The following is a 20,660-nucleotide window of genomic DNA, read 5'->3' on the forward strand; positions in this document are numbered from 1 at the left end:
GGGGCCTGGCGCAAGGGCCCGCCGGGCGGCACGACGGTGTTCGCGGACGCGCGGCACAAGCTTTCCTGCATTCGGGGCTGGTCCGGCCGCGGCGGCGGCCCCCGGCGCGTCGCGGCGGGGGCCCGCCGACAGGGTGTCAGCGCACCTGGTGTCAGCGCACCGGGTTGCCGAACAGGGCCTTGGCGTCCGGGGCGCCGAGGTCCTTCGGGTTGACGGCGGTCGAGCCGGTCGCCGTGATGCCCGTGCTCGTGCCGGGGAAGGACCAGAGCGCGCCGGCCGACGCGTTCTCCCCGGTCGCGGAGACCGCGAGGTCGCGGTTGCCGTCGCCGTTGGTGTCGAGCAGCTGGCAGCCCGAGCCGAACTCGTCGCCCGACTCGGCGACACCCGGCACGTCCGCCGAGTTCTGGTTGAGCACCTGGGAGCCCTCGCCGGTCACGCCGTCCGCGGTGCCGTGCAGCAGCGCGACGGAGCCGGCGTCGGTCAGGCCGCTGAAGTCCTCGCCCGCGATGCCGAGGGCGACCTCGGCCTTGCCGTCGCCGGTGACGTCGGCGACGGAGACGCAGGTGCCGAGGTGGTCACCGTCCTCCTGGGCGCCGTAGAAGCCGGGCAGGGACTGGTCGAACTCCTGGGTGCGGTCGCCCTGGAGGCCGTCCTTCGTGCCGAACGCGAGGGTGACCTTCTGCATCGACTCGCCGATGTCGGAGTCCTCGGGGTCGGAGCCGACGACCAGGTCGTCGATCCCGTCGCCGTTGACGTCACCGGCGGCCAGTTCCCCCTGGGTCTCCGGTGCCCAGGCGCGCTTGAAGCCCGAACCGCTGCCGTACAGCACGGTGTTGTTCCACATGCCGTCGCCGTTGTACGAGCGCAGGGCCAGGTCGTCGCGGCCGTCGCCGTTGAAGTCGCCGACGGCGTTGAAGAACACGGGCCCCGTGGTCGAGTCAGGACCGTCCACGCAGCCGTACTGGTCGTCGGCGCAGGTGGCGTCGTCCTGCCCGTAGCCCCACCACTCGGACTTGTCCATGAAGTTCAGCTTCGCGGCCGGGGCGCCTGCCTTCGAGACGGGCCCCTTCCACAGGGCGGCGGCCTCGGTCTCGGGGTCGTCGCCGTAGCTGCCCATGTCGGCGAGCAGGGCCAGGTCGGCCTTGCCGTCGCCGTCGAAGTCGCCGATCTGCGGCGACCTTCCGTACGTGGCGATGTTCGTGCCGCCGGTCAGGCCCGAGGCCGAGCCCCAGACGATGACGCTTCCGGCGGTCTCGCTCTTGGAGCCGATGACGAGGTCGCTGTAGCCGTCGCCGTCCAGGTCGCCCTTGGTGAGGTACTGGCCGAACGCCTCCTTGGCCGCGGCGGAGCCCGGGATCCCGCTGGTGGAACGGGAGATCAGCTTCTTGTTCGCGGGGTCGATCCCGTTCGCCGAGCCGTACGTCACCGCGACGTAGCCGGCCTGCGCCTTGCCGGAGATCGTGCCTCCGGGTGCGGCGGTGACGAGGTCGGCGTAGCCGTCGCCGTTGAAGTCCTCGGCGGGGTCGGCCTCTCCGGCGGCCTTGGCGGCCGCCTTTTCGGAGGCCGTGGTTCCGGTGGAGAGTGCCCCCGTGGCCGCCTGGGCCGGGGTCAGTGACACGGCGGTCAGACCGCCCGCGACGAGAGCCGCGGACAGCAGGCCGATCCGGGTTCTGCGGACACTGTGGGGTCGTGCGCGCAACATACGGTTCCTTTGGTCGTAAGGTCACGTCCACCTCATACGACCCAATAATCCCTCGAATGGTTGCACGCACCACTGAACTCGCTTTCGACGTGCGGCTTTCGGGCACTGTTCGAGGTATGCGCTACGAAGTGAGAGAGCGGATCTTCGGGATCGGCGAGGACTACTGGATCGAGGACGAGAACGGCCACAAGGCGTTCCTCGTCGACGGCAAGGCGATGCGGCTGCGGGACACCTTCGAGATCAAGGGGCCCGACGGGCAGGTCCTCATCGACATCCACAAGAAGGTGTTCGCGCTGCGCGACACGATGGTCATCGAGCGCGGCGACGAGGAGTTGGCCCGGATCAAGCGCAAGCGGCTCTCCCTGCTGCGCAATCACTACCGGGTCCAGCTCGCCGACGGCAGCACGGAACTCGACGTCAGCGGCAAGATCCTGGACCGGGAGTTCGCCGTCGAGTACGAGGGGGAACTGCTCGCCGAGATCTCGCGGCGCTGGCTGCGGGTGCGGGACGCCTACGGCGTCAACGTGGTCCGCGAGGACGCCGACCCGGCACTCCTGATCGCGGTGGCGGTCTGCGTGATCCACCTGGCAGAGAAGGAACGGGGGGCGGTCGACTGACCCCGCCGCCGGGGCATACGGGTGGCCGCCCAGCCCAGCCCCGCCCCGCCCCGCCTTGGGCAATCTGCCTTCCCCAAGCTCTCGAACAAGCTCGAGCAGGGGAGACCCCATCGGGCGGCAGGGTGGGCAAGGCGGCACCCCGGTGCCGCGCACCGATACGGACGACCCCCGCCACGGCGCAGCTCAAAAAGGAACGGCCCAGCCGGCTACCGACCGGTCGGCGCCGCAAGCCCCAGTCGGCGGTCCTTCAGCGCCGGGAACTTCTCCCGGGTGACCCCGACCTTCGCCGGGTCGAACTCCACCCGCAGCACCTCTTCCCCGGCCCCCGCCTCCGCGAGCACCTCGCCCCACGGGTCGACCACGACGCTGTGCCCGGCCTGCACAACTCCCGCATGCGTACCGGCACTTCCGCACGCCAGCACGAACGCCTGGTTCTCCACGGCCCGCGCCCGCGCGAGCAGCGTCCAGTGCGAGCGCCGCCGCTCCGGCCACCCCGCCGACACGATCAGCGTCTGCGCGCCCCGGTCGACCAACCCCCGGTACAGCTCGGGGAACCGCAGGTCGTAACAGGTCGTCACGCCCGCCACGGTCTCCGGCAGCCGCACCGTCACCAGTTCCTCGCCGGCCCCCATCAGCACGGCCTCGCCCTTGTCGAAGCCGAACCGGTGGATCTTCCGGTAGGAGGCGGCGAGTTCACCGTCCGGAGAGAAGACCAGCGACGTGTTGTAGAGCGAGCCCTCGCCCGTGGCGAAGCCACTGTCGGACGCTGTCCGCTCCGGGATCGAACCCGCGTGCAGCCACACGCCCGCGTCCCGCGCGGCCTTGGCCATCGCTTCGAAGGTCGGGCCCTGAAGCGGCTCGGCCTCCTCGGAAAACAGCTCGTAGGCGAAGGCCCCGGTCGTCCACAGCTCGGGGAGCACGACGAGGTCGGCGACCCCCGCCTCTGCCCGTACCAGTGAACTCACGCGCTCCCGACGGGAGTTGACGGACTCGACCATTTTGTCGTCATTTACCGCGATCTGGATGAGCGAGGCGCGCACACTACCACCGTCCTGGCATTCGAGCCGTCGGCTCTACGTCAACAACAGCCCTGCGTTCGTCACACCAAAGCACTGCCGGGGTGCCTACGGGCAGCGTAACTTAGCCTCTCAAGACGCCTACGCCCGTGCCCGACGACTGTCTATACGCCCGTGTACCACCGCTCGAGGGGTCCCCTTCCGTGAGTCTCCACCCCAGCCTTCAGACCTACGCCGACGCCTGGACCCACTCCGTGGAAGCGATATCCGAGCTGGTCACCCCGCTCGCCGAGGGTGAGTGGAACCGAGCCACGCCGTGCCCCGGCTGGTCGGTACGCGACCTCGTCTCGCACGTGATCGGCGTCGACTGCGAGATGCTCGGCGACCCGCGGCCCATCCACACGCTGCCCCGCGACCTCTACCACGTGCAGACCGAGTCGCAGCGGTACCAGGAGGTCCAGGTCGACATCCGCCGGCACCACACGGCACCCGAAATGGTCTCCGAGCTCGAGTACACGGTCATCCGCCGCAATCGGCACCTGCGCAACGATTCCCGCGACCCCTCCACCATCGTGCGCGGCCCGCGCGGCATCGAGGAGACCCTCGAATTCGCCATGCGCAGGCGGGCGTTCGACATCTGGGCGCACGAGCAGGACCTGCGCCTGTCCCTCGGCAGGCCCGGCAACCTCGACTCCCCGGGCGCGTACGTCACCCGTGACCTGCTTCTGTCGATCCTGCCGAAGATCGTCACGAAGGACGCGGGCGCCCCGGCGGACTCGGCCGTCGTGTTCGACGTGCACGGCCCCGTGGAGTTCCTGCGCACGGTACGCGTGGACGCCGACGGCAAGGGCACGATCGACGGCTCCCCGTCGCTCGGCCCGGCGGTGACGATCTCCCTGGACTGGGAGACGTACGTACGGCTGTCCTGTGGCCGCGTGGCGCTGGACGCTGTGTCGGACCGGGTGAAGATCGACGGCGACGCGGATCTCGCGCACGCGATCCTGGCGGCGCTGGCGGTTACGCCCTGACGCCTGGCACGCCCGACCGTCCCCCGGCCTCGGGGCTCCACCCCGGACCCCGCGCCTCAAACGCCGGCGGGGCTTGATTTTGCCCACCCGCCGCTGGGGCTTGATTGGTCCACCGAGCCTTGGGCAATCTGCCGCCTTGGGCGGCAGGGTGGGCAAGGCGGCCCCCGGTGCCGCGCAACGCTCACGGCGGCTCCGGCCACGGTGCGGTCACACCGGCACGTGCACCGACGCCACCCGTGACGCCACAAGGCGCTCCCGCTCGGCTCGGGCCGCCCGCCCCCGCAACCGGAGGATCTGGCTCACGCCGAGCGCCTCAAGGACGAACACCGCCGAGAACGCCACCCGGTAGTTGTCCCCGGTCGCATCGAGCAGTACCCCCACCGCGAGCAGCGTCGTCATCGAGGCGACGAAGCCTCCCATGTTGACGATCCCGGACGCCGTCCCCTGCCGCTCCGGCGGATTCGCGGGGCGCGCGAAGTCGAACCCGAGCATCGACGCGGGCCCGCACGCCCCCAGCACCACACACATCACCACGAGCAGCCACATGGGCGCCTGCCCCGGCCACGCCACGGGCATCGCCCACATCACCGCGGTCGCCGCCACGGTCCCGAGCGCGAGCGGCAACCGCGCCGCGTGGTGCCGCGCCACGATCTGCCCGTAGACGAGCCCGAACATCATGTTGGACAGCACCACGAGTGTCAGCAGCTCACCGGCCGTCCCCCGCGAGAGCCCCTGCGCCTCCACCAGGAACGGCAGCCCCCACAGCAGCAGGAACACCATCGCCGGGAACTGCGTCGAGAAGTGCACCCACAGCCCGAGCCGCGTCCCCGGCTCCCGCCAGGTCGCCGCGATCTGTCCGCGCAGATACGCGGCGCCCTTGTGCGCGCCGGACAGCGGAGCGGGTTCGTACCCCTCGGGGTGGTCCTTGAGGAACAGCAGCATCAGCACGAGCACCACGACACCGGCGACGGCGCTGCCCGCGAAGGCGGCCGTCCAGCCGATGCCGTGCAGCAGCCGCGCAAGGACCAACGTAGAGACCAGATTTCCCGCCATGCCGACGAGCCCGGCCAGCTGCGCGACCAGCGGACCGCGCCGCGCCGGGAACCACCGCGTACCGAGCCGCAGCACGCTGATGAAGGTCATGGCGTCGCCGCAGCCGAGCAGCGCGCGCGACACGAGCGCCATCGAGTACGAGGACGAGAACGCGAAGCCCAGCTGCCCGATGGTGAACAGGATCACGCCGAGCGTCAGCACCTTCTTGGTGCCGAGCCGGTCGACCATCAGGCCGACGGGTATCTGCATGCCCGCGTACACGAGCAGCTGGAGGATCGAGAACGTCGACAGCGCGGAGGCGTTGATGTGGAAGCGTTCGACGGCATCGAGGCCCGCGACACCCAGCGACGTACGGAAGATGACGGCGACGAAGTAGACGGCGACGCCGATCGACCAGACGGCGACGGCCCGCCGCCCGCCGGGCGGATCGCCGGGCAGGGACATCGAAGGGGAGGACGCGGAGGCGGCTGAACTCATCGCTCGTCACCCCGCGCCAGGCCCCGCACCCAGCTCACGTGCCGGCGCACGACGGCGACGGCGGCCTCCTCGTCACCGGCCCGCAGGGCGTCGAGGATCTCGCTGTGCTCGGAGAGCGTCTTCGCGATGCGGTCGGGGTGCGAGCGCATCACGGCGACGCCCATCCTCAGCTGCCGGTCGCGCAGCTGGTCGTAGATGCGGGACAGGATCTCGTTGCCCCCGCTGCGGACGATCTCCGCGTGGAAGCAGCGGTCGGTGGTGGCGGCCTCCGTGAACTGTCCGGCGGCGGCCTGCGTCCGCTGCTCCTCCAGGAGTTCCTCCAGCCGCGTGATGAGCTGCGGCTGCGCCGGCACGGCCTTGCGCACCGCGTGCTCTTCGACGAGCAGCCGGGTCTCCACGACGTCCGCGATCTCCTGCGCGGAGACCGGCAGGACCAGGGCGCCCTTCTTCGGGTAGAGCTTGAGCAGCCCCTCGACCTCCAGCTTGAGCAGCGCCTCGCGCACGGGCGTGCGCGAGACCCCCACGGCCTCGGCGAGCTCGCCCTCGGTGAGCAGCGTCCCGCCCTCGTAGCGGCGCTCGAGAACGCCTCGCTTTACGTGGTCGTAGACGCGCTCGGCGGCGGGTGGCCGCTTCTCGGTGGCGGGCTTCCCGGCGGCGGCCTTTTCGGCAGCGGCCTTTTCGGTGACGGTCGAAGGCATGCGCACATCATAGATACATCACGTACGCAAGCTGAACCGTGTCCGCGATGCGGGACGCCCGCCCCCACGCAACCACCAGCCCCCTCCACGTGTCTGACACAGCGCACCCCCGTCCTCAAGGGGCGCCACTTCAGGCACATTTGGAGCACTCAACTTGAAAACTGGCAAAGCGGGCATTGCCGTCCTCGTCGCGGGAACCGTGATCACCAGCGGCGCGCTGACCGCCACCGCGCAGGCCGCGACGGCGCCGGCCAAGCCGACCGTCGCCGCGGTCGGTGGCTACGTGATGAACAACGGGACGGGTTCGAGCCTCTACACGAAGGCCGCGGACACCCGTAGGTCCACCGGCTCCACCACCAAGATCATGACCGCCAAGGTGGTGCTGGCCCAGAAGAATCTGAACCTGGACTCCAAGGTCACGATCCAGAAGGCGTACAGCGACTACATCGTCAAGAACACCGCGTCGTCGGCCCGCCTGATCGTCGGCGACAAGGTCACCGTCCGCCAGCTGCTGTACGGCCTGATGCTGCCTTCGGGCTGCGACGCGGCGTACGCGCTCGCGGACAAGTTCGGCTCGGGCTCGACCCGTTCGGCGCGCGTGAAGTCCTTCATCGGCAAGATGAACAAGTCCGCCACCGACATGGGCCTGAAGAACACCCACTTCGACTCGTTCGACGGCATCGGCAAGGGCGCCAACTACTCGACGCCGAGGGACCTTACGAAGATCGCGTCCTCGGCGATGAAGAACTCGACGTTCCGGTCCGTCGTGAAGACGAAGTCGACGAAGCAGAAGGTCACGACGAAGAGCGGTGGCTACCGCAACATGTCGTGGTCCAACACGAACAGCCTGCTCGGTACGTACTCCGGCACCATCGGCCTCAAGACCGGCTCCGGTCCGCAGGCCGGGTACTGCCTGGTCTTCGCGGCGACGCGGAGCGGGAAGACGGTGATCGGGACGGTGCTGAAGTCGACGTCCGTCAGCGCGCGGACGTCCGACGCCAAGAAGCTCATGGACTACGGGTTCAAGAGGTAGCCCGTCATCGTTCGCTGAGCCGGGGCTGGGGCCTGGGGCTCTGCCCCAGACCCCGCGCCTCAAACGCCGGCGGGGCTTACTAAGCCCAGGTCATGAGCCGCTTCGGGCGCTCCAGGATCGCCGCGACGTCGGCAAGCACCTTGGACCCCAACTCCCCGTCCACCAACCGGTGATCGAAGGAGAGCGCCAGCGTCGTCACCTGCCGCGGCTTGACCTTGCCCTTGTGGACCCACGGCTGAAGCTTGATCGCTCCGACGGCGAGGATCGCCGACTCACCGGGGTTCAGGATCGGCGTACCGGTGTCGACGCCGAACACACCCACATTGGTGATGGTGACGGTCCCGCCCTGCATCGCGGCCGGGGACGTCTTGCCCTCGCGCGCGGTGGACACCAACTCTCCCAGCGCGGACGCCAGTTCGGGCAGGGTCTTGGCCTGCGCGTCCTTGATGTTCGGCACGATCAGGCCGCGCGGGGTGGCCGCGGCGATGCCCAGGTTCACGTAGTGCTTCTGGACGATCTCCTGATTCGCCTCGTCCCAGGCCGCGTTGACCTCGGGGTTGCGCTTGATCGCGACGAGCAGCGCCTTGGAGATGAGCAGCAGCGGGTTGACCCGAAGGCCCGCCATGTCCTTGTCGCCCTTGAGCTCCTCGACGAGCTTCATCGTGCGCGTCACGTCGATGGTCACGAACTCCGTGACGTGCGGCGCCGTGAACTTCGAGTGCACCATCGCCTGCGCGGTCGCCTTCCGCACCCCCTTGACCGGGATCCGGGTCTCGCGGACGGAGTCGTACGAGGCGGGAGCGGGGGCCGCCACCGGCGCGGGCGCGGGCGCCTGTGCGGGGGCCTCGGGCGCGGGCGCGACCGCCGCGTGCACGTCCTCGCGCGTGATGACCCCGTCGGACCCGGACGGGATCACGACGGCGAGGTCCACACCAAGGTCCTTGGCGAGCTTGCGCACGGGGGGCTTGGCAAGCGGCCGGGTCAGGGTGGCCGTGCCGTTCGTGGCGGGCACCGCCTCGGCCTCGGCTCCCTTGCGGGCCCGCCGCTTCGTGGAGGACTCGGCGACGCCGTACCCGACGAGCACGGGCTGCCGACCCTGCGGCTCGGCGGCCTCGGCCTCCGGCTCAGCCGCCGCGGGCGCCGGCGCTTCCCCGGCCACGTCCACCGAAATGATCACCTGGCCGACATCGACCGTCGTCCCCTCCGGGAAGAGCAGCTCCCGCACCACACCGTCGTACGGGATCGGCAGCTCGACGGCCGCCTTCGCGGTCTCGACCTCGCACACGACCTGCCCGTCCGCGACGGAGTCGCCCGGCTGGACGTACCACTTGAGGATCTCGGCCTCGGTCAGGCCTTCGCCCACGTCGGGCATCTTGAACTCACGAGCCATGATTCAGCCCCCTCTCAGTACGCCAGCGAACGGTCGACGGCATCGAGCACCCGGTCGAGCCCCGGCAAGTACTCGTCCTCCAGGCGCGCCGGCGGATACGGCGCGTGGTACCCGCCGACCCGCAGCACGGGCGCCTCCAGGTGGTAGAAGGACCGCTCGGTGACCCGGGCCGCCAGCTCGGCGCCGGAGCCGAGGAAGACGGGCGCCTCGTGCACGATGACGAGGCGGCGCGTCTTCTCCACCGACTTCTGTACGGCGTCGAAGTCCATCGGCGAGATGGAGCGCAGATCGAGGACCTCCAGGGACTTGCCCTCCTCCTCGGCGGCCGCGGCCGCCTCCAGGCAGACCTTCACCATGGGCCCGTACGCGGCGAGCGTCAGGTCGGTGCCCTCGCGCGCGACGGCGGCCTTGTGCAGATCGCCGGGCACGGCCTCCGTGTCGACCTCGCCCTTGTCCCAGTAGCGGCGCTTGGGCTCGAAGAAGATCACCGGGTCGTCGCTCTGGATCGCCTGCTGGAGCATCCAGTAGGCGTCGCTCGCGTTGGAGGGACTGACCACCTTCAGGCCCGGCACGTGCGCGAACAGCACCTCGGGCGACTCACTGTGGTGCTCGACCGCGCCGATGCCGCCGCCGTACGGGATGCGGATGACGACGGGCGTCTTGATCTTGCCGAGCGCGCGGGCGTGCATCTTCGCGAGCTGCGTGACGATCTGGTCGTACGCGGGGAAGACGAAACCGTCGAACTGGATCTCCACGACGGGCCGGTAGCCGCGCAGCGCGAGGCCGATCGCGGTGCCGACGATGCCGGACTCGGCGAGCGGGGTGTCGATGACCCGGTCCTCGCCGAAGTCCTTGTACAGCCCGTCCGTGACCCGGAAGACGCCGCCGAGCTTGCCGACGTCCTCGCCCATGACGAGGACCTTCGGGTCGTTGTCGAGCGCCGTGCGCAGCGACTCGTTGATCGCCTTGGCGATCGGAAGCTTCTGTACAGCCATGTCCTCAGGCCCCTTCCCCGGCGGCTTCATCGGCGAATGACGCCTGGTAGGCGGCGAATTGCGCGCGCTCCTCGTCGACGAGCGCGTGCCCGTCCGCGTACACGTTCTCGAAGATCGCCATGTGGTCCGGGTCCGGCATCGCCCGTACGACATCGCGTACTCGCTTGCCCAACGTCTCGCTCTCGGCGTCGAGTTCCGCGAAAAATCCCTCATCCGTGTCGGTTTGGGACTCCAGGTACGCGCGCAGGCGCAGGATCGGGTCCTTCGCCTCCCACGACACGCGCTCGTCGTCGGACCGGTACTTCGACGGGTCGTCGGACGTGGTGTGCGCGCCCATCCGGTACGTGAACGCCTCGATCAGCGCGGGGCCCTCGCCCTGCCGGGCCCGGTCGAGGGCCCAGCGCGTCACGGCGAGGCAGGCCAGCACGTCGTTGCCGTCCACGCGCACGCCCGGGAAGCCGAAGCCCTGTGCGCGCTGGTACAGCGGCACGCGCATCTGGCGCTCGGTGGGCTCGGAGATCGCCCACTGGTTGTTCTGGCAGAAGAACACCACGGGGGCGTTGTAGACGGCCCCGAAGTTGAAGGCCTCCAGGACGTCGCCCTGGCTGCTCGCGCCGTCACCGAAGTACGCGATCACCGCGCTGTCCGCGCCGTCCTTGGCGACGCCCATCGCGTAGCCGGTGGCGTGCAGGGTCTGCGAGCCGATGACGATCGTGTACAGGTGGAAGTTGTTGCTGTTCGGGTCCCAGCCGCCGTGGTTGACGCCGCGGAACATGCCGAGCAGGTTCGTCGGGTCGACCCCGCGGCACCAGGCGACGCCGTGCTCGCGGTAGGTCGGGAAGACGTAGTCGTCCTCGCGGGTGGCGCGCCCCGAACCGATCTGGGCCGCCTCCTGGCCCAGCAGCGACGCCCACAGGCCCAGCTCGCCCTGGCGCTGAAGCGCGGTGGCCTCGGCGTCGAAGCGGCGCGTGAGCACCATGTCGCGGTACAGGCCGCGCAGCTCGTCGTCGGTGATGTCGGCGACGTAGCGGTCGTATTCGGGGTTCTTGACCCGCTTGCCCTCAGGGGTCAGCAGCTGCACCAGATCGCTCTGCGGCGCTGCGGCCTTGGCGGCGGTGGTTTTGGCTGCCGTGGTCTTGGCTGCCGTGGTCTTCGCGGCGGTGGTCTTCGCGGCGGTGGTCTTGCCGGGAGATTTCTTCGCAGACTTCTTCGCAGCGGCCCGCCCCCGCGCCGGCTGTGCCTTCTGCGCTGCGGCAGTGCTGTCCGCACTGTCTACGGTCACGTGTGCTCCTCCGTCGGTCCGGCCCCCGGGATTGCCGGATGGCCAGTCGGCTCGGCTCGCCTGATCCGTCCACGCACGGGGTGGGTGCGAGGTGCCGGGTGCAGGCGTGACAAGTGCTCCGGCAAGCACCCTTCACCCAGCACGTTACCCAGTGGGTCACACATCTGCGAAACCCCATCTGACCTGCGATTTTGCTTGGATTTCCAAGTAAGTCGTTGGTTGGATTTCCTAGTATCGCGAGGGAAGACGAAGCGTCGCAGGTCACAGCTGTGCGACGGGTCCTGGATCACAGCCTGGCAGGGGGCCGGAACACCGGCACGTTATCCCGGTCACCCCACCATCATCTAGGGCGCGGCCAAGGTTCGTGTGTGAGACTGATGCCGTGCGCGAAGACGGAAAAATCCACGTATTTCTGCTCGACGACCACGAAGTGGTCCGCCGCGGCGTCCATGAGCTGCTGTCGGTCGAGGACGACATCGAGGTGGTCGGAGAGGCCGGGACGGCCGCCGACGCCCTGGTGCGCATCCCCGCGACCAGGCCCGACGTGGCGGTGCTCGACGTACGCCTGCCGGACGGCAGCGGGGTCGAGGTGTGCCGGGAGATCCGCTCCCAGGACGAGTCGGTCAAGTGTCTGATGCTGACATCGTTCGCGGACGACGAGGCGCTGTTCGACGCGATCATGGCCGGCGCCTCCGGATACGTACTGAAGGCGATCCGCGGCAATGAGCTGCTCACCGCCGTACGGGACGTCGCCTCCGGCAAGTCGCTGCTCGACCCGGTCGCCACGGCCCGCGTCCTGGAGCGGCTGCGCGACGGCGGCCGTAAGGGTGACGACAAGCTCTCCGGCCTCACCGACCAGGAGCGCAAGATCCTCGATCTGATCGGTGAGGGCCTGACGAACCGGGTCATCGGCGAGCGCCTGCACCTCGCCGAGAAGACGATCAAGAACTACGTGTCCAGCCTGCTGTCGAAGCTCGGCATGGAGCGCCGCTCGCAGGCGGCCGCGTACGTGGCCCGCATGCAGGCCGAGAAGCACTGACGGCTCCGCCGCGCGGGACCTAGGTCACGTGTCCCTGAGGGCGGGCTCCTCTGGTTTGCCGGGGCGTGCGCGGCGCAGAGTGGTGACATGCCCTCCGACGCGCAGAAGGACCCGCAGAAGGCGACTGCACGGCAGGACCGGGACCGCGCCTTCGAACTGCTCGCCCGCGTGCCCTACGGCCGCGTGGCGACCAGCATGCGCGCCCTGCCCTTCCTCGCCTCCGCCCGCCACATCGTGGCCGACGGACGCCTTCTGCTGCGCATGCACCGCGGCCCCGGCTACCACGAGGCGTGCATCGGCTCCGTCGTCGCCTACGGGGCGGACAACCTGGGTCAGGAGCGCCCCGAGGACGACGGACTGTGGTCGGTGCAGTGCGTCGGCACCTGCGAGCAGGTCGAGCCGACCACGGCCGAGCTCGAACTCTTCGGGCCCGCCCCGCACTACGCGGACGGCGAGCCCTACGACCCGGTCCACCTGTGCGTCGCCCCGCAGTTCGTGACGGTGCACGAACTGCGGGGCGGTTCCGCTCAGCGGGGTTGATCAGCGGGGCGGTGCGGGCTATTCGCCGTTCTCGCCGCCACCGCCGACGATGCCGGTGCCACCGTCCGTGGCGGGCTCGCCGGTGCCGCCGCCGCCGCTCGTGTCGTCGGTCGGCTCCGTCGTGTTGGTCGGCTCGCCGGTCGGGTCGTCGGTCGGATCGCCCGTGTCCGTCGGAGTCGGATCGGTCGGATCGTCCGTCGGCTCCTCGGACTGCGTCGGCGACGGGTTCGTGGTCGTGGGCTCCTGCGTCGGCGTGTAGCCGGTGTCGCCGCCCGTGCTCGTGCCCGGCTCCTCCGTCGTGCCCTGCGACTCGTCGTCGTCGGCCGACTTGCTGGGCTCCGAGGTCTTCTCGGACTTGGTGGCGCTCGGCGACTTCTTGTTGCCGGGGTCCTTGTCGCCGTCATCGCCGCTGGTGAGCGCCCAGGCGACGCCCACCGCGATCGCGATCACCGCGAGCACGGCGACGATCCACAGCTTGCCGCGGCCGCCTCCCTTGCCCCCGGACCCGTGCCCGTCGAAGCCGCCGTCGTCGCCGCCCGGCGGGCGCAGCATCGGCTGCTGGGCCGTGCCGGATTCGCCGGGGTGCTGCATCGCCGTGGTGGCGGCGACACCCATCGCGGGCGTCGAGCCGCCCTCGTGCGAGTCGACCGGTCCGGTGTTCCAGGTGCCGGTGTGGCCACCCTGCTCGTACAGCATCTGCAGGCTGTACTGGACGAGCCCGCGCATCTCCTCGGCCGTCTGGAACCGGTCGTCCGGGTCCTTGGCGAGCGAGCGCATGACAAGGCCGTTCAGCTCCGGCGGCACGTCGTCCAGGACCTCGGACGGCAGCACGGGGGTGTCCTGGACATGCTGGTAGACCACGGACAGCGGGGTCTCACCGGTGAACGGCGGGCGCAGCGCGAGAAGTTCGTAGAGCAGGCAGCCGACGGCGTACAGGTCGGAGCGGTGGTCGACGGCCTTGCCGAGGGCCTGCTCGGGCGAGAGGTACTGCGGGGTGCCCATGACCATGCCGGTCTGCGTCATGGTCGACTGCACGCCGTGCAGGGCGCGCGCGATGCCGAAGTCCATCACCTTCACCGCGCCGGTGTTGGTGATGATCACGTTCGCGGGCTTGATGTCGCGGTGCACGATGCCGTGCTGGTGCGAGTACGCGAGCGCCTCGAGGACGCCGGAGACGATGATCAGAGCCTGTTCGCTGCCCGGCGGCTCCGCGCTGAGCAGGAGGTCACGGATGGTGCGGCCCTCGACCAGCTCCATCACGATGTACGGGACGGTGCTCCCGGCGACGACGTCCTCGCCGGAGTCGTAGACCGCCACGACCGCGTGGTGGTTGAGCCCCGCGACCGACTGTGCCTCGCGCGTGAAGCGGGCCTTGGAGACCGGGTCCTCGGCAAGGTCGGAACGGAGCAGCTTGACGGCGACCGTGCGCCCGAGGCGTACGTCCTCGGCCGCGAAGACCTCCGCCATGCCACCCCGGCCGAGTCTGCCGGTCAGTCGATACCGACCGTCCCCGACGAGCCCGCCGTTACCCCACATTTCCGGCGCATCTGACATACCGCCGCCAGTCGCCTCGGGGTCGGACGGGCCCTGAGCGCGCTGCTGCTGTGCCATCAGTCCTCGCCGTCGTTTCTGTCCGTGCTGCCGGATCCATACGTCGGGCCACGCTACAGGCATCGGCCATGCGGCCGTTCCGAGATGGACCGGACATCCAACCCCTTGTCATGCGGGCCCTGCAAATCGTGAGCAGGATATTTGTAGGCGCCCGATGACGATTTCGTGATCACTTGGGGCGATCGGCGCCAGCCACTCGGTGTCCAAGTTCACGCATACGTAGGGGCCCGTCTTGTGACGGGCCCCTACGTATGTGCCTGTTGACCTAGTTGTTGACCTGTCCGCCGAGCTGTTCGCCGAGTTGTTCGCCGGCCTGTTCGCCGACCTAGAGGTACGGGCCGCCCGAGCGGCCGCCCGAGCGCGGGTCCTCGCCCTCTTCCTCGCCGCCACCGACGCCGGGCGGCAGGGCTCGGCGCATCTGCTCCAGCTGGGCGCGCGCCGCCATCTGCTGGGCGAACAACGTCGTCTGGATCCCGTGGAAGAGCCCCTCGAGCCAGCCCACCAGCTGGGCCTGCGCGATGCGCAGCTCGGCGTCGCTCGGGGTCGCCTCCTCCGTGAAGGGCAGGGAGAGCCGCTCCAGTTCCTCGACAAGTTCAGGGGCGAGACCGTCCTCGAGCTCCTTGACCGAGCTGGAGTGGATCTCCTTGAGGCGCTGTCGGCTCGCTTCATCGAGGGGAGCCACGCGCACTTCTTCGAGCAGCTGCTTGATCATGCTGCCGATGCGCATCACCTTGGCGGGCTGTTCCACCATGTCGGTCACCGGGATCTCGTGGGACTCGTCGCCGCCACCGCCGCCAAGCGCCATGCCGTCCTGGCCCACGACCAGGACCTGCGGGTTCTCCGGCGACTGTTCGTTCCTCGGCATCTCCATGCCGCCATTCTCTCGTACGTCGCTGTCACATCTCGGTGGTGCCCCCGTTCGGAGCTGATCCACCATGCCGGGCGGGCCAAAAATCCGGCGTGCCTGTTTTATCCCGCTATGTGAGGCTTAGCACAAGCATCTGGACGAACCGGGAGCGAAAGGGGCTGGGGATGCGGCGGCTTCGGTGGGTGGCCGGGCTTCTGTCCTCCATGCTGCTGTTCCTGGCGGTGCCGGTGGTGTCCGTGCCCCTGTCGTACGCCGCCGAGCCCCCTTCGTACTTGGCCTCGTACATGGCCTCGTACGTCGCCGAGCCCTCGCCGCACGGGTCCCTCGCCGGGAGCCGGGCGGGCGTGGGCCGGACCCCGCCGGGGCGGGAGCTGCCCTCACCGGCCGCCACCGGGGCCGTACTGCCCCCGGCACCCACCGAGCCCGCGCCGGCCGTGCCGACCAGATCGCAGGAGCCGCGCCCCGAGCGGTCGGCTTCGGCAACCCCCGAGCAGCAGGGCGCCGGAGAGCGGCAGGCCGTCGGCGAGCCCGGAAACAGGCTGCCCCTGGTGAACGTGCTGCCGCTGGGGGCCGGGCTGCTGCTCACCGGGCTCGGCTTCGGGCTCCTGGCGCTGCGGCTGCGCCGCTGACCCACGCGCGCTCCCCGAGGGCGCTACGCGTTGGTGAGCAGGACCTTGCCGATGTGACCCGACTCCTCCAGGACCCGGTGGCCCTGCGCGGCGTCGCTCATCGGCAGCGTGCGGTCCACGATCGGCCGCACATGGCCGCCCTCGACCAGCGGCCACACGTGCTCGCGCACGGCCGCGACGACCGCCGTCTTCTCGGCCAGCGGGCGGGCCCGCAGCGTGGTCGCGGTGATGGCGCCGCGCTTGCCGAGCAACGTGGCGATGTTGAGCTCGCCCTTCACCCCGCCCTGCATGCCGATGATGGCGAGCCGCCCGTTGGTGGCGAGGGCGTCGACGTTGCGGTTCAGGTACTTGGCGCCCATGTTGTCGAGGATGACGTCGGCGCCCGCCCCGTCCGTGGCGTTCTTGATCTCTTCTACGAAGTCCTGCTCGCGGTAGTTGATGAGGATGTCCGCACCGAGCTCCGCGCAGAAGTCGAGCTTCTCCTTGGTGCCGGCCGTGACCGCGACCTTGGCGCCGACGGCCTTCGCGAGCTGGATCGCCATGGTGCCGATGCCGCTGGAGCCGCCGTGCACGAGGAAGGTCTCACCGGGCCGCAGGTGGGCGATCATGAAGACGTTGGACCAGACGGTGCAGGTCACCTCAGGCAGCGCGGCGGCCGTGGCCAGGTCGAGGCCCTGCGGCACCGGGAGGAGCTGCCCTGCGGGGACGACGACCTTCTCGGCGTAGCCACCACCCACGAGCAGCGCGCACACCTCGTCGCCGACCGACCAGCCGGAGACGCCGGCGCCGAGCGCGACGATCCGGCCGGCGCACTCCAGGCCGGGATAGGGGGAGGTGCCGGGCGGCGGGTTGTAGAAGCCCTGCCGCTGGAGCAGATCGGCGCGGTTGACGGCGCTGGAGACCACCTCGACCAGGACCTCGCCCTCGCCGGGTACGGGGTCGGGGACCTCCGTCCAGACGAGTGCCTCGGGTCCGCCGGGTTCCGGGATCGTGATCGCATACATGGCCGCGAGGCTACTCCCGTGGATCAGCCACGTGGCGAGGATCAACCACGGGGCGTGGATCAGCCGCGGGGCGAGGGCTTCATGTCCGGTGCCAGCTGCGTCCTGGGCGTGACGCGGGTGATCGTGATGAGGCGGTCCGTCAGCTTGAGCGAGCCGACGGCCGAATCGTCGTAACCGAGTACCCGGTGCCCGCGGATGACGCTGACGACCAGGTCCTCCGTCTCCTTCGGCTGCAGACCGACCTCGGCCTTGGTGACCGGGCGTTCGACCAGGTCCAGGCCGGAGCCCTTCTGGATGAGGTCCTCCATGACCATGCCCGCGTGCGGGCTGAGCACCGACAGGCCGAGCAGCCGGCCCGCCGCGCTGGCGCTGGTGATGACGGCGTCGGCGCCGGACTGGCGCAGCAGCGGAGCGTTCTCCTCCTCGCGGACCGCCGCGACGATCTTCGCCCCGCGGTTCAACTGCCGTGCGGTGAGCGTCACCAGGACGGCCGTGTCATCGCGCTGCGTAGCAATGATGATCTTCCGCGCCCTCTGCACCTCGGCCTGCAACAGGACCGAGCTGCGGGTGGCATCGCCCGTCACACCCGCGTATCCATGGGCGTTGGCGCTCTCGACGACCTTGGGGCTGGGGTCGACCACGACGACCTGCTCGGGCTTCAGGCCGCTCGCGCAGACCGTCTCCACGGCGCTGCGGCCCTTGGTTCCGAAGCCGACGACGACAGTGTGGTCACGCAAGGTGGACCTCCAGCGTTTCAGGCGCCATTCCTCCCGCGTCCGTTCGGTGAGGACTTCGAGCGTGGTGCCGACCAGGATGATCAGGAAGAGCACACGCAGCGGCGTGATGACGAAGATATTGGTGAGCCGCGCCGCGTCGCTGACCGGCGTGATGTCGCCGTATCCCGTGGTGGAGAGCGTGACGGTCGCGTAGTAGAACGAGTCGAGCAGGTCGACACGGCCATCTGAGTTGTCGTTGTAGCCGTCTCTGTCGATCCACACGATCAGTGCGGTGACGACGAGCACGGTGAGCGCTATCAGCACGCGCCGGGCCACTTGGAGGAGCGGACGCTCGACGACCTGCCGGGGGAGTTTCACCCGGTAGGTCGCGGTCCGCTCTTCCTCTTGGCGTGCGATGGCGTCATCGCCGGCCAGTTTCACGTGAAACACCCTTCGTTTCCCGCCGGGTTGAGGCCGGGCAGGCCGGGGTTCCACGACCACGGCAGGTCGAGGATCTCCACCTCCTGGCCCTCCTTGGCGCCGCCGGGCGGGATGACGGCGAGCCCATCAGCGGCTGCGATGCCGCGCAGCATCGCCGGACCGTTGTAGTGCAGAGGCACCGCCCATTCGTGCCCACTGCCGTCGTCCTGCCGCAGCACGATGGGGATGAGGCGGGTGTCGTGAGGGTGGCCGGGGGCGGGGGCGTGCAGGGGCGCGGTGTACGCCTCCGGGTTCCGGCCCCCGTCCAACTGCCGCCGTCCGTCGTGGGCTTGGCGCTGAGCGGAGCTGTGCGTCTGGTCCTGCGCCCGGCCCGAGAGCACCCGCAGGAGCGGCTCGGCGAGCGTGAGCAGGCCGGAGACGGCGGCCAGGGGGTTGCCGGGGAGGCCGACCAGGTGCTGCCCCTCCTTGAGCCGGGCAAGCAGCATCGGGTGGCCGGGACGGACGGCGACCCCGTCGACGAGAAGTTCCGCGTCGAGGGCGCGCAGAGTGGGGTGGACGTGGTCGACGGGCCCGAACGCGGTGCCTCCGGTGGTCACCACCAGGTCGGTGTCGGCCTCCCGTACCGCCTTGAGCAGCGCCTTCGCGTCATCGCCGAGCCTGCGTACGGCGGTCACCTCGACGCCGAGCGCGCGCAGCCAGTGCGGGAGCATCGGGCCGAGCGCGTCCCGGATGAGGCCCTCGCGGGGGAGGCCCGTGGTGAGCAACTCGTCGCCGAGGATCAGGACTTCGACCGTCGGGCGTGGGACGACGGTCAGAGTGTCGTAGCCCGCGGCGGCGGCGAGACCGAGGACGGCCGGGGTGACGAGGGCGCCCGCGGGCAGCAACAGATCGCCGCTGCGGCACTCCTGACCGCGCGGCCGGATGTCCTGGCCGTGGGCGACCTCGCGCAGCGGGTGCAGCTGGCCGCCCGCGTCGATGTGGCCGTGCTCGCTGCGGATGACGGCCGTGGCGTCCGAGGGCACGCGGGCGCCGGTCGCGATCGCCGCGGCCTCGCCGTCGGCCAGCGGGGCGGGCGGTTCGTGCCCGGCGAGCAGCCCTTCGCCGCCCACGGCCCAGGGCCCCGGGCCCGCCACGACCCAGCCGTCCATCGCCGACGTGTCGAAGGAGGGCAGGTCCGTCAGGGCGGTCAGCGGGGCGGCGAGGACCAGGCCGAGCGCCTGATCGAGCGGGACGCCGGTCGCTCCGCGGGGGCCGCGTTCGGCGCGGGCGGCGGTGCGGCGGGCCATGGCCCAGGAGGTCGCGGTGTGGCGGGAGGTGTGGCGGGGCGACGAGGCGGTGTTGGGGCCGGGGGCGGCGGCTGTGGGGGCCGTGGGGGCCTCTGAGTCGGCCGGGTCGGGGCGTCGGCCGCCGGGCCGGGTGGCGTCGGGCCGGTTGTGGTGGGGCCGGTTGTCGTTCGCCAGGGCGAGGGCCTCGTCCACGTCGACGTCCATCGGGTCGACGCCCACCGGGGCGGTCTGCGCGGACCGCCCGCGGGGGGCGTTCATCCCGCGTCCGGCTTGGCATCGGTCTTCGGCTCGGCATCGCTGTCCGGCTTGGAATCGGCCTCTTGAGCCCAGCGGTTGGCGAGTTCGGCCGCCTTCGCCGCGGCCGATGCCACGGCTTCGGGGCCGCCTCCCGCCTGCGCCGCCGCGTATCCCACGAGGAACGTCGTCAGCGGCGCCGCGGGGCGCGCGACGCCGTGCGCGGCGTCACGGGCGAGGTCGAGCAGGACGTCCGTGTCGACGTCCAGGTCGATGCCCAGTTCGTTCTTGGCTGCGGTGATCCATTCGTCAAGCACTCGTCCATGCTCCCTGATACGTGACCGGGCGGCGGCGATGTCGTCCCAGGTGTCGCAGTCGAACGACGCGACGGGGTCGGTGATGCGGGTGAGGCTGAGGTTACGGGTGAGCAGGCGCAACGGCAGTCCATTGAGGGCGTCGTGCTCGGCCGCGAGTTCGCCGAGTACCCGGCGCAGCGCCGCGTACCGGTACACGGCGACGAGCGGCTGGTCGCGGCCATCACCGTCGGCCAGCAGCACGCCGTCGAGCATGTCATCGAGCGCGCCGTCGCTCGTGCCGTCGAGCGCGTCGTCGCCCGTGCCGTCGAGCGCGCCGAGAAGCCCTCGTACGGTGTGGTCGCCCAGGAACGGCAGATCGGCGGAGAGCACGAGAATGCTCTCCGCCACCGGGACCGGCGCGGCCTCAAGTCCTCGGATCCCCGCCTCCAGCGCGGCGAGCGGCCCCCCGCCCGGCGGCTCCTCGCGGGCCCAGACGACAGGGCGCGCGGTGCGGCGCGGCTCGGCGACCACCACGGTGGCGCGGGCTCCGGCGCACGCCTGAAGGACCCGGTCGAGCAGCGCGCGGCCGCCGACCCGCACACCGGGCTTGTCCGCGCCGCCGAGCCGCCGTGCGGCACCCCCGGCGAGGACGATGGCGTCGTACGCGTTCATCCCCCGAGTATGGGCTTACGGGCGATCATTGCC

At 70.4% G+C, this 20,660-nt stretch carries 19 protein-coding genes; 6 read left to right on the forward strand and 13 right to left on the reverse strand.

Annotated features, from left to right (window positions below; all coding sequences use genetic code 11):
* Positions 1 to 151 precede the first annotated feature (151 nt).
* A complete protein-coding gene (locus tag ACFYWS_RS33820; protein ID WP_389282804.1) occupies positions 152 to 1,702 on the reverse strand; it encodes an FG-GAP-like repeat-containing protein in 1,551 nt (516 codons plus the stop codon).
* A 116-nt stretch (positions 1,703 to 1,818) separates the two neighbouring features.
* Here ACFYWS_RS33820 and ACFYWS_RS33825 point away from each other — a divergent pair, with 116 nt between their 5' ends.
* Complete coding sequence (locus tag ACFYWS_RS33825; protein ID WP_389282806.1) at positions 1,819 to 2,319, forward strand: LURP-one-related/scramblase family protein; 501 nt, start codon at positions 1,819 to 1,821, stop codon at positions 2,317 to 2,319.
* Positions 2,320 to 2,525: 206 nt separating this feature from the next.
* Here the strand turns inward: ACFYWS_RS33825 and ACFYWS_RS33830 are convergent, their stop codons facing one another.
* Positions 2,526 to 3,359, reverse strand: coding sequence for a carbon-nitrogen family hydrolase (locus tag ACFYWS_RS33830; protein ID WP_389282808.1), 834 nt, complete (start codon positions 3,357 to 3,359; stop codon positions 2,526 to 2,528).
* 179 nt (positions 3,360 to 3,538) lie between these two features.
* Between ACFYWS_RS33830 and ACFYWS_RS33835 the strand changes: the two genes are divergently transcribed.
* Positions 3,539 to 4,363, forward strand: a complete 825-nt coding sequence (locus ACFYWS_RS33835) for a maleylpyruvate isomerase family mycothiol-dependent enzyme (RefSeq protein ID WP_389282810.1) — start codon at positions 3,539 to 3,541, stop codon at positions 4,361 to 4,363.
* Between the two features lie 207 nt (positions 4,364 to 4,570).
* Here the strand turns inward: ACFYWS_RS33835 and ACFYWS_RS33840 are convergent, their stop codons facing one another.
* Together ACFYWS_RS33840 and ACFYWS_RS33845 are read right to left on the reverse strand one after the other, a co-directional pair.
* Positions 4,571 to 5,893, reverse strand: a complete 1,323-nt coding sequence (locus ACFYWS_RS33840; protein ID WP_389282812.1) for a nitrate/nitrite transporter — start codon at positions 5,891 to 5,893, stop codon at positions 4,571 to 4,573.
* Complete coding sequence (locus tag ACFYWS_RS33845; RefSeq protein ID WP_389282814.1) at positions 5,890 to 6,591, reverse strand: GntR family transcriptional regulator; 702 nt, start codon at positions 6,589 to 6,591, stop codon at positions 5,890 to 5,892. The genes ACFYWS_RS33840 and ACFYWS_RS33845 overlap by 4 nt, the downstream gene beginning before the upstream one ends.
* A gap of 154 nt (positions 6,592 to 6,745) precedes the next feature.
* On the opposite strand from ACFYWS_RS33845, the gene ACFYWS_RS33850 reads away from it, so the two are divergent.
* Positions 6,746 to 7,624, forward strand: a complete 879-nt coding sequence (locus ACFYWS_RS33850) for a D-alanyl-D-alanine carboxypeptidase family protein (RefSeq protein ID WP_389282816.1) — start codon at positions 6,746 to 6,748, stop codon at positions 7,622 to 7,624.
* Positions 7,625 to 7,703: 79 nt separating this feature from the next.
* Here ACFYWS_RS33850 and ACFYWS_RS33855 read toward each other — a convergent pair whose 3' ends face one another.
* From ACFYWS_RS33855 to pdhA, 3 genes are read right to left on the reverse strand one after another with little or no spacing between them, the layout of a single operon-like run.
* Complete coding sequence (locus ACFYWS_RS33855; RefSeq protein ID WP_389282818.1) at positions 7,704 to 9,014, reverse strand: dihydrolipoamide acetyltransferase family protein; 1,311 nt, start codon at positions 9,012 to 9,014, stop codon at positions 7,704 to 7,706.
* 14 nt (positions 9,015 to 9,028) lie between these two features.
* Positions 9,029 to 10,009 carry an alpha-ketoacid dehydrogenase subunit beta gene (locus ACFYWS_RS33860; RefSeq protein ID WP_389282820.1) on the reverse strand — a complete coding sequence of 327 codons (981 nt, stop codon included), beginning with the start codon at positions 10,007 to 10,009 and terminating at the stop codon, positions 9,029 to 9,031.
* Positions 10,010 to 10,013: 4 nt separating this feature from the next.
* Positions 10,014 to 11,291: a pyruvate dehydrogenase (acetyl-transferring) E1 component subunit alpha gene (gene pdhA, locus ACFYWS_RS33865; protein ID WP_389282822.1), complete on the reverse strand. Its 1,278-nt coding sequence runs from the start codon at positions 11,289 to 11,291 to the stop codon at positions 10,014 to 10,016.
* A 382-nt stretch (positions 11,292 to 11,673) separates the two neighbouring features.
* Here pdhA and ACFYWS_RS33870 point away from each other — a divergent pair, with 382 nt between their 5' ends.
* Together ACFYWS_RS33870 and ACFYWS_RS33875 are read left to right on the forward strand one after the other, a co-directional pair.
* On the forward strand, positions 11,674 to 12,330 hold the full coding sequence (locus tag ACFYWS_RS33870) for a response regulator (RefSeq protein ID WP_389282823.1): 657 nt from the start codon (positions 11,674 to 11,676) through the stop codon (positions 12,328 to 12,330).
* 87 nt (positions 12,331 to 12,417) lie between these two features.
* On the forward strand, positions 12,418 to 12,870 hold the full coding sequence (locus ACFYWS_RS33875; RefSeq protein ID WP_389282825.1) for a pyridoxamine 5'-phosphate oxidase family protein: 453 nt from the start codon (positions 12,418 to 12,420) through the stop codon (positions 12,868 to 12,870).
* A gap of 18 nt (positions 12,871 to 12,888) precedes the next feature.
* Here ACFYWS_RS33875 and ACFYWS_RS33880 read toward each other — a convergent pair whose 3' ends face one another.
* Together ACFYWS_RS33880 and ACFYWS_RS33885 are read right to left on the reverse strand one after the other, a co-directional pair.
* Positions 12,889 to 14,481 (reverse strand): protein kinase, encoded by a 1,593-nt coding sequence (locus ACFYWS_RS33880; RefSeq protein WP_389282827.1) that lies wholly within the window; start codon positions 14,479 to 14,481, stop codon positions 12,889 to 12,891.
* Positions 14,482 to 14,806: 325 nt separating this feature from the next.
* A complete protein-coding gene (locus ACFYWS_RS33885; RefSeq protein ID WP_389282829.1) occupies positions 14,807 to 15,352 on the reverse strand; it encodes a bacterial proteasome activator family protein in 546 nt (181 codons plus the stop codon).
* A 161-nt stretch (positions 15,353 to 15,513) separates the two neighbouring features.
* Here ACFYWS_RS33885 and ACFYWS_RS33890 point away from each other — a divergent pair, with 161 nt between their 5' ends.
* On the forward strand, positions 15,514 to 15,978 hold the full coding sequence (locus ACFYWS_RS33890; protein ID WP_389282831.1) for a hypothetical protein: 465 nt from the start codon (positions 15,514 to 15,516) through the stop codon (positions 15,976 to 15,978).
* 23 nt (positions 15,979 to 16,001) lie between these two features.
* On the opposite strand, the gene ACFYWS_RS33895 is transcribed toward ACFYWS_RS33890, so the two are convergent.
* Genes ACFYWS_RS33895 through ACFYWS_RS33910 form a run of 4 tightly spaced genes read right to left on the reverse strand, consistent with a single transcriptional unit; the run spans position 16,002 to position 20,627 of the window.
* Positions 16,002 to 16,982, reverse strand: coding sequence for an NAD(P)H-quinone oxidoreductase (locus tag ACFYWS_RS33895; protein WP_389282832.1), 981 nt, complete (start codon positions 16,980 to 16,982; stop codon positions 16,002 to 16,004).
* A gap of 59 nt (positions 16,983 to 17,041) precedes the next feature.
* Positions 17,042 to 18,139 (reverse strand): potassium channel family protein, encoded by a 1,098-nt coding sequence (locus ACFYWS_RS33900; RefSeq protein WP_389282833.1) that lies wholly within the window; start codon positions 18,137 to 18,139, stop codon positions 17,042 to 17,044.
* Positions 18,136 to 19,683, reverse strand: a complete 1,548-nt coding sequence (locus ACFYWS_RS33905; protein ID WP_389282835.1) for a molybdopterin molybdotransferase MoeA — start codon at positions 19,681 to 19,683, stop codon at positions 18,136 to 18,138. The genes ACFYWS_RS33900 and ACFYWS_RS33905 overlap by 4 nt, the downstream gene beginning before the upstream one ends.
* Entirely contained in the window at positions 19,680 to 20,627 is a 948-nt protein-coding gene (locus ACFYWS_RS33910; RefSeq protein ID WP_389282837.1) for a DUF6457 domain-containing protein, read from the reverse strand. The genes ACFYWS_RS33905 and ACFYWS_RS33910 overlap by 4 nt, the downstream gene beginning before the upstream one ends.
* Between the last annotated feature and the right edge of the window lie 33 nt (positions 20,628 to 20,660).

Origin of the sequence: Streptomyces sp. NPDC002795 (assembly GCF_042888725.1) — a bacterium.
Classification (GTDB): domain Bacteria; phylum Actinomycetota; class Actinomycetes; order Streptomycetales; family Streptomycetaceae; genus Streptomyces.

Excerpts from the sequence above, each read along its gene's own strand:
- ACFYWS_RS33820 (WP_389282804.1), bottom strand. The coding sequence starts at position 1,702 with ATGTTGCGCGCACGACCCCACAGTGTCCGCAGAACCCGGATCGGCCTG.
- ACFYWS_RS33825 (WP_389282806.1), top strand. The coding sequence starts at position 1,819 with ATGCGCTACGAAGTGAGAGAGCGGATCTTCGGGATCGGCGAGGACTAC.
- ACFYWS_RS33840 (WP_389282812.1), bottom strand. The coding sequence starts at position 5,893 with ATGAGTTCAGCCGCCTCCGCGTCCTCCCCTTCGATGTCCCTGCCCGGC.
- ACFYWS_RS33845 (WP_389282814.1), bottom strand. The coding sequence starts at position 6,591 with ATGCCTTCGACCGTCACCGAAAAGGCCGCTGCCGAAAAGGCCGCCGCC.
- ACFYWS_RS33855 (WP_389282818.1), bottom strand. The coding sequence starts at position 9,014 with ATGGCTCGTGAGTTCAAGATGCCCGACGTGGGCGAAGGCCTGACCGAG.
- ACFYWS_RS33860 (WP_389282820.1), bottom strand. The coding sequence starts at position 10,009 with ATGGCTGTACAGAAGCTTCCGATCGCCAAGGCGATCAACGAGTCGCTG.
- ACFYWS_RS33875 (WP_389282825.1), top strand. The coding sequence starts at position 12,418 with ATGCCCTCCGACGCGCAGAAGGACCCGCAGAAGGCGACTGCACGGCAG.
- ACFYWS_RS33880 (WP_389282827.1), bottom strand. The coding sequence starts at position 14,481 with ATGGCACAGCAGCAGCGCGCTCAGGGCCCGTCCGACCCCGAGGCGACT.
- ACFYWS_RS33885 (WP_389282829.1), bottom strand. The coding sequence starts at position 15,352 with ATGGAGATGCCGAGGAACGAACAGTCGCCGGAGAACCCGCAGGTCCTG.
- ACFYWS_RS33890 (WP_389282831.1), top strand. The coding sequence starts at position 15,514 with ATGCGGCGGCTTCGGTGGGTGGCCGGGCTTCTGTCCTCCATGCTGCTG.
- ACFYWS_RS33895 (WP_389282832.1), bottom strand. The coding sequence starts at position 16,982 with ATGTATGCGATCACGATCCCGGAACCCGGCGGACCCGAGGCACTCGTC.
- ACFYWS_RS33905 (WP_389282835.1), bottom strand. The coding sequence starts at position 19,683 with ATGAACGCCCCCCGCGGGCGGTCCGCGCAGACCGCCCCGGTGGGCGTC.
- ACFYWS_RS33910 (WP_389282837.1), bottom strand. The coding sequence starts at position 20,627 with ATGAACGCGTACGACGCCATCGTCCTCGCCGGGGGTGCCGCACGGCGG.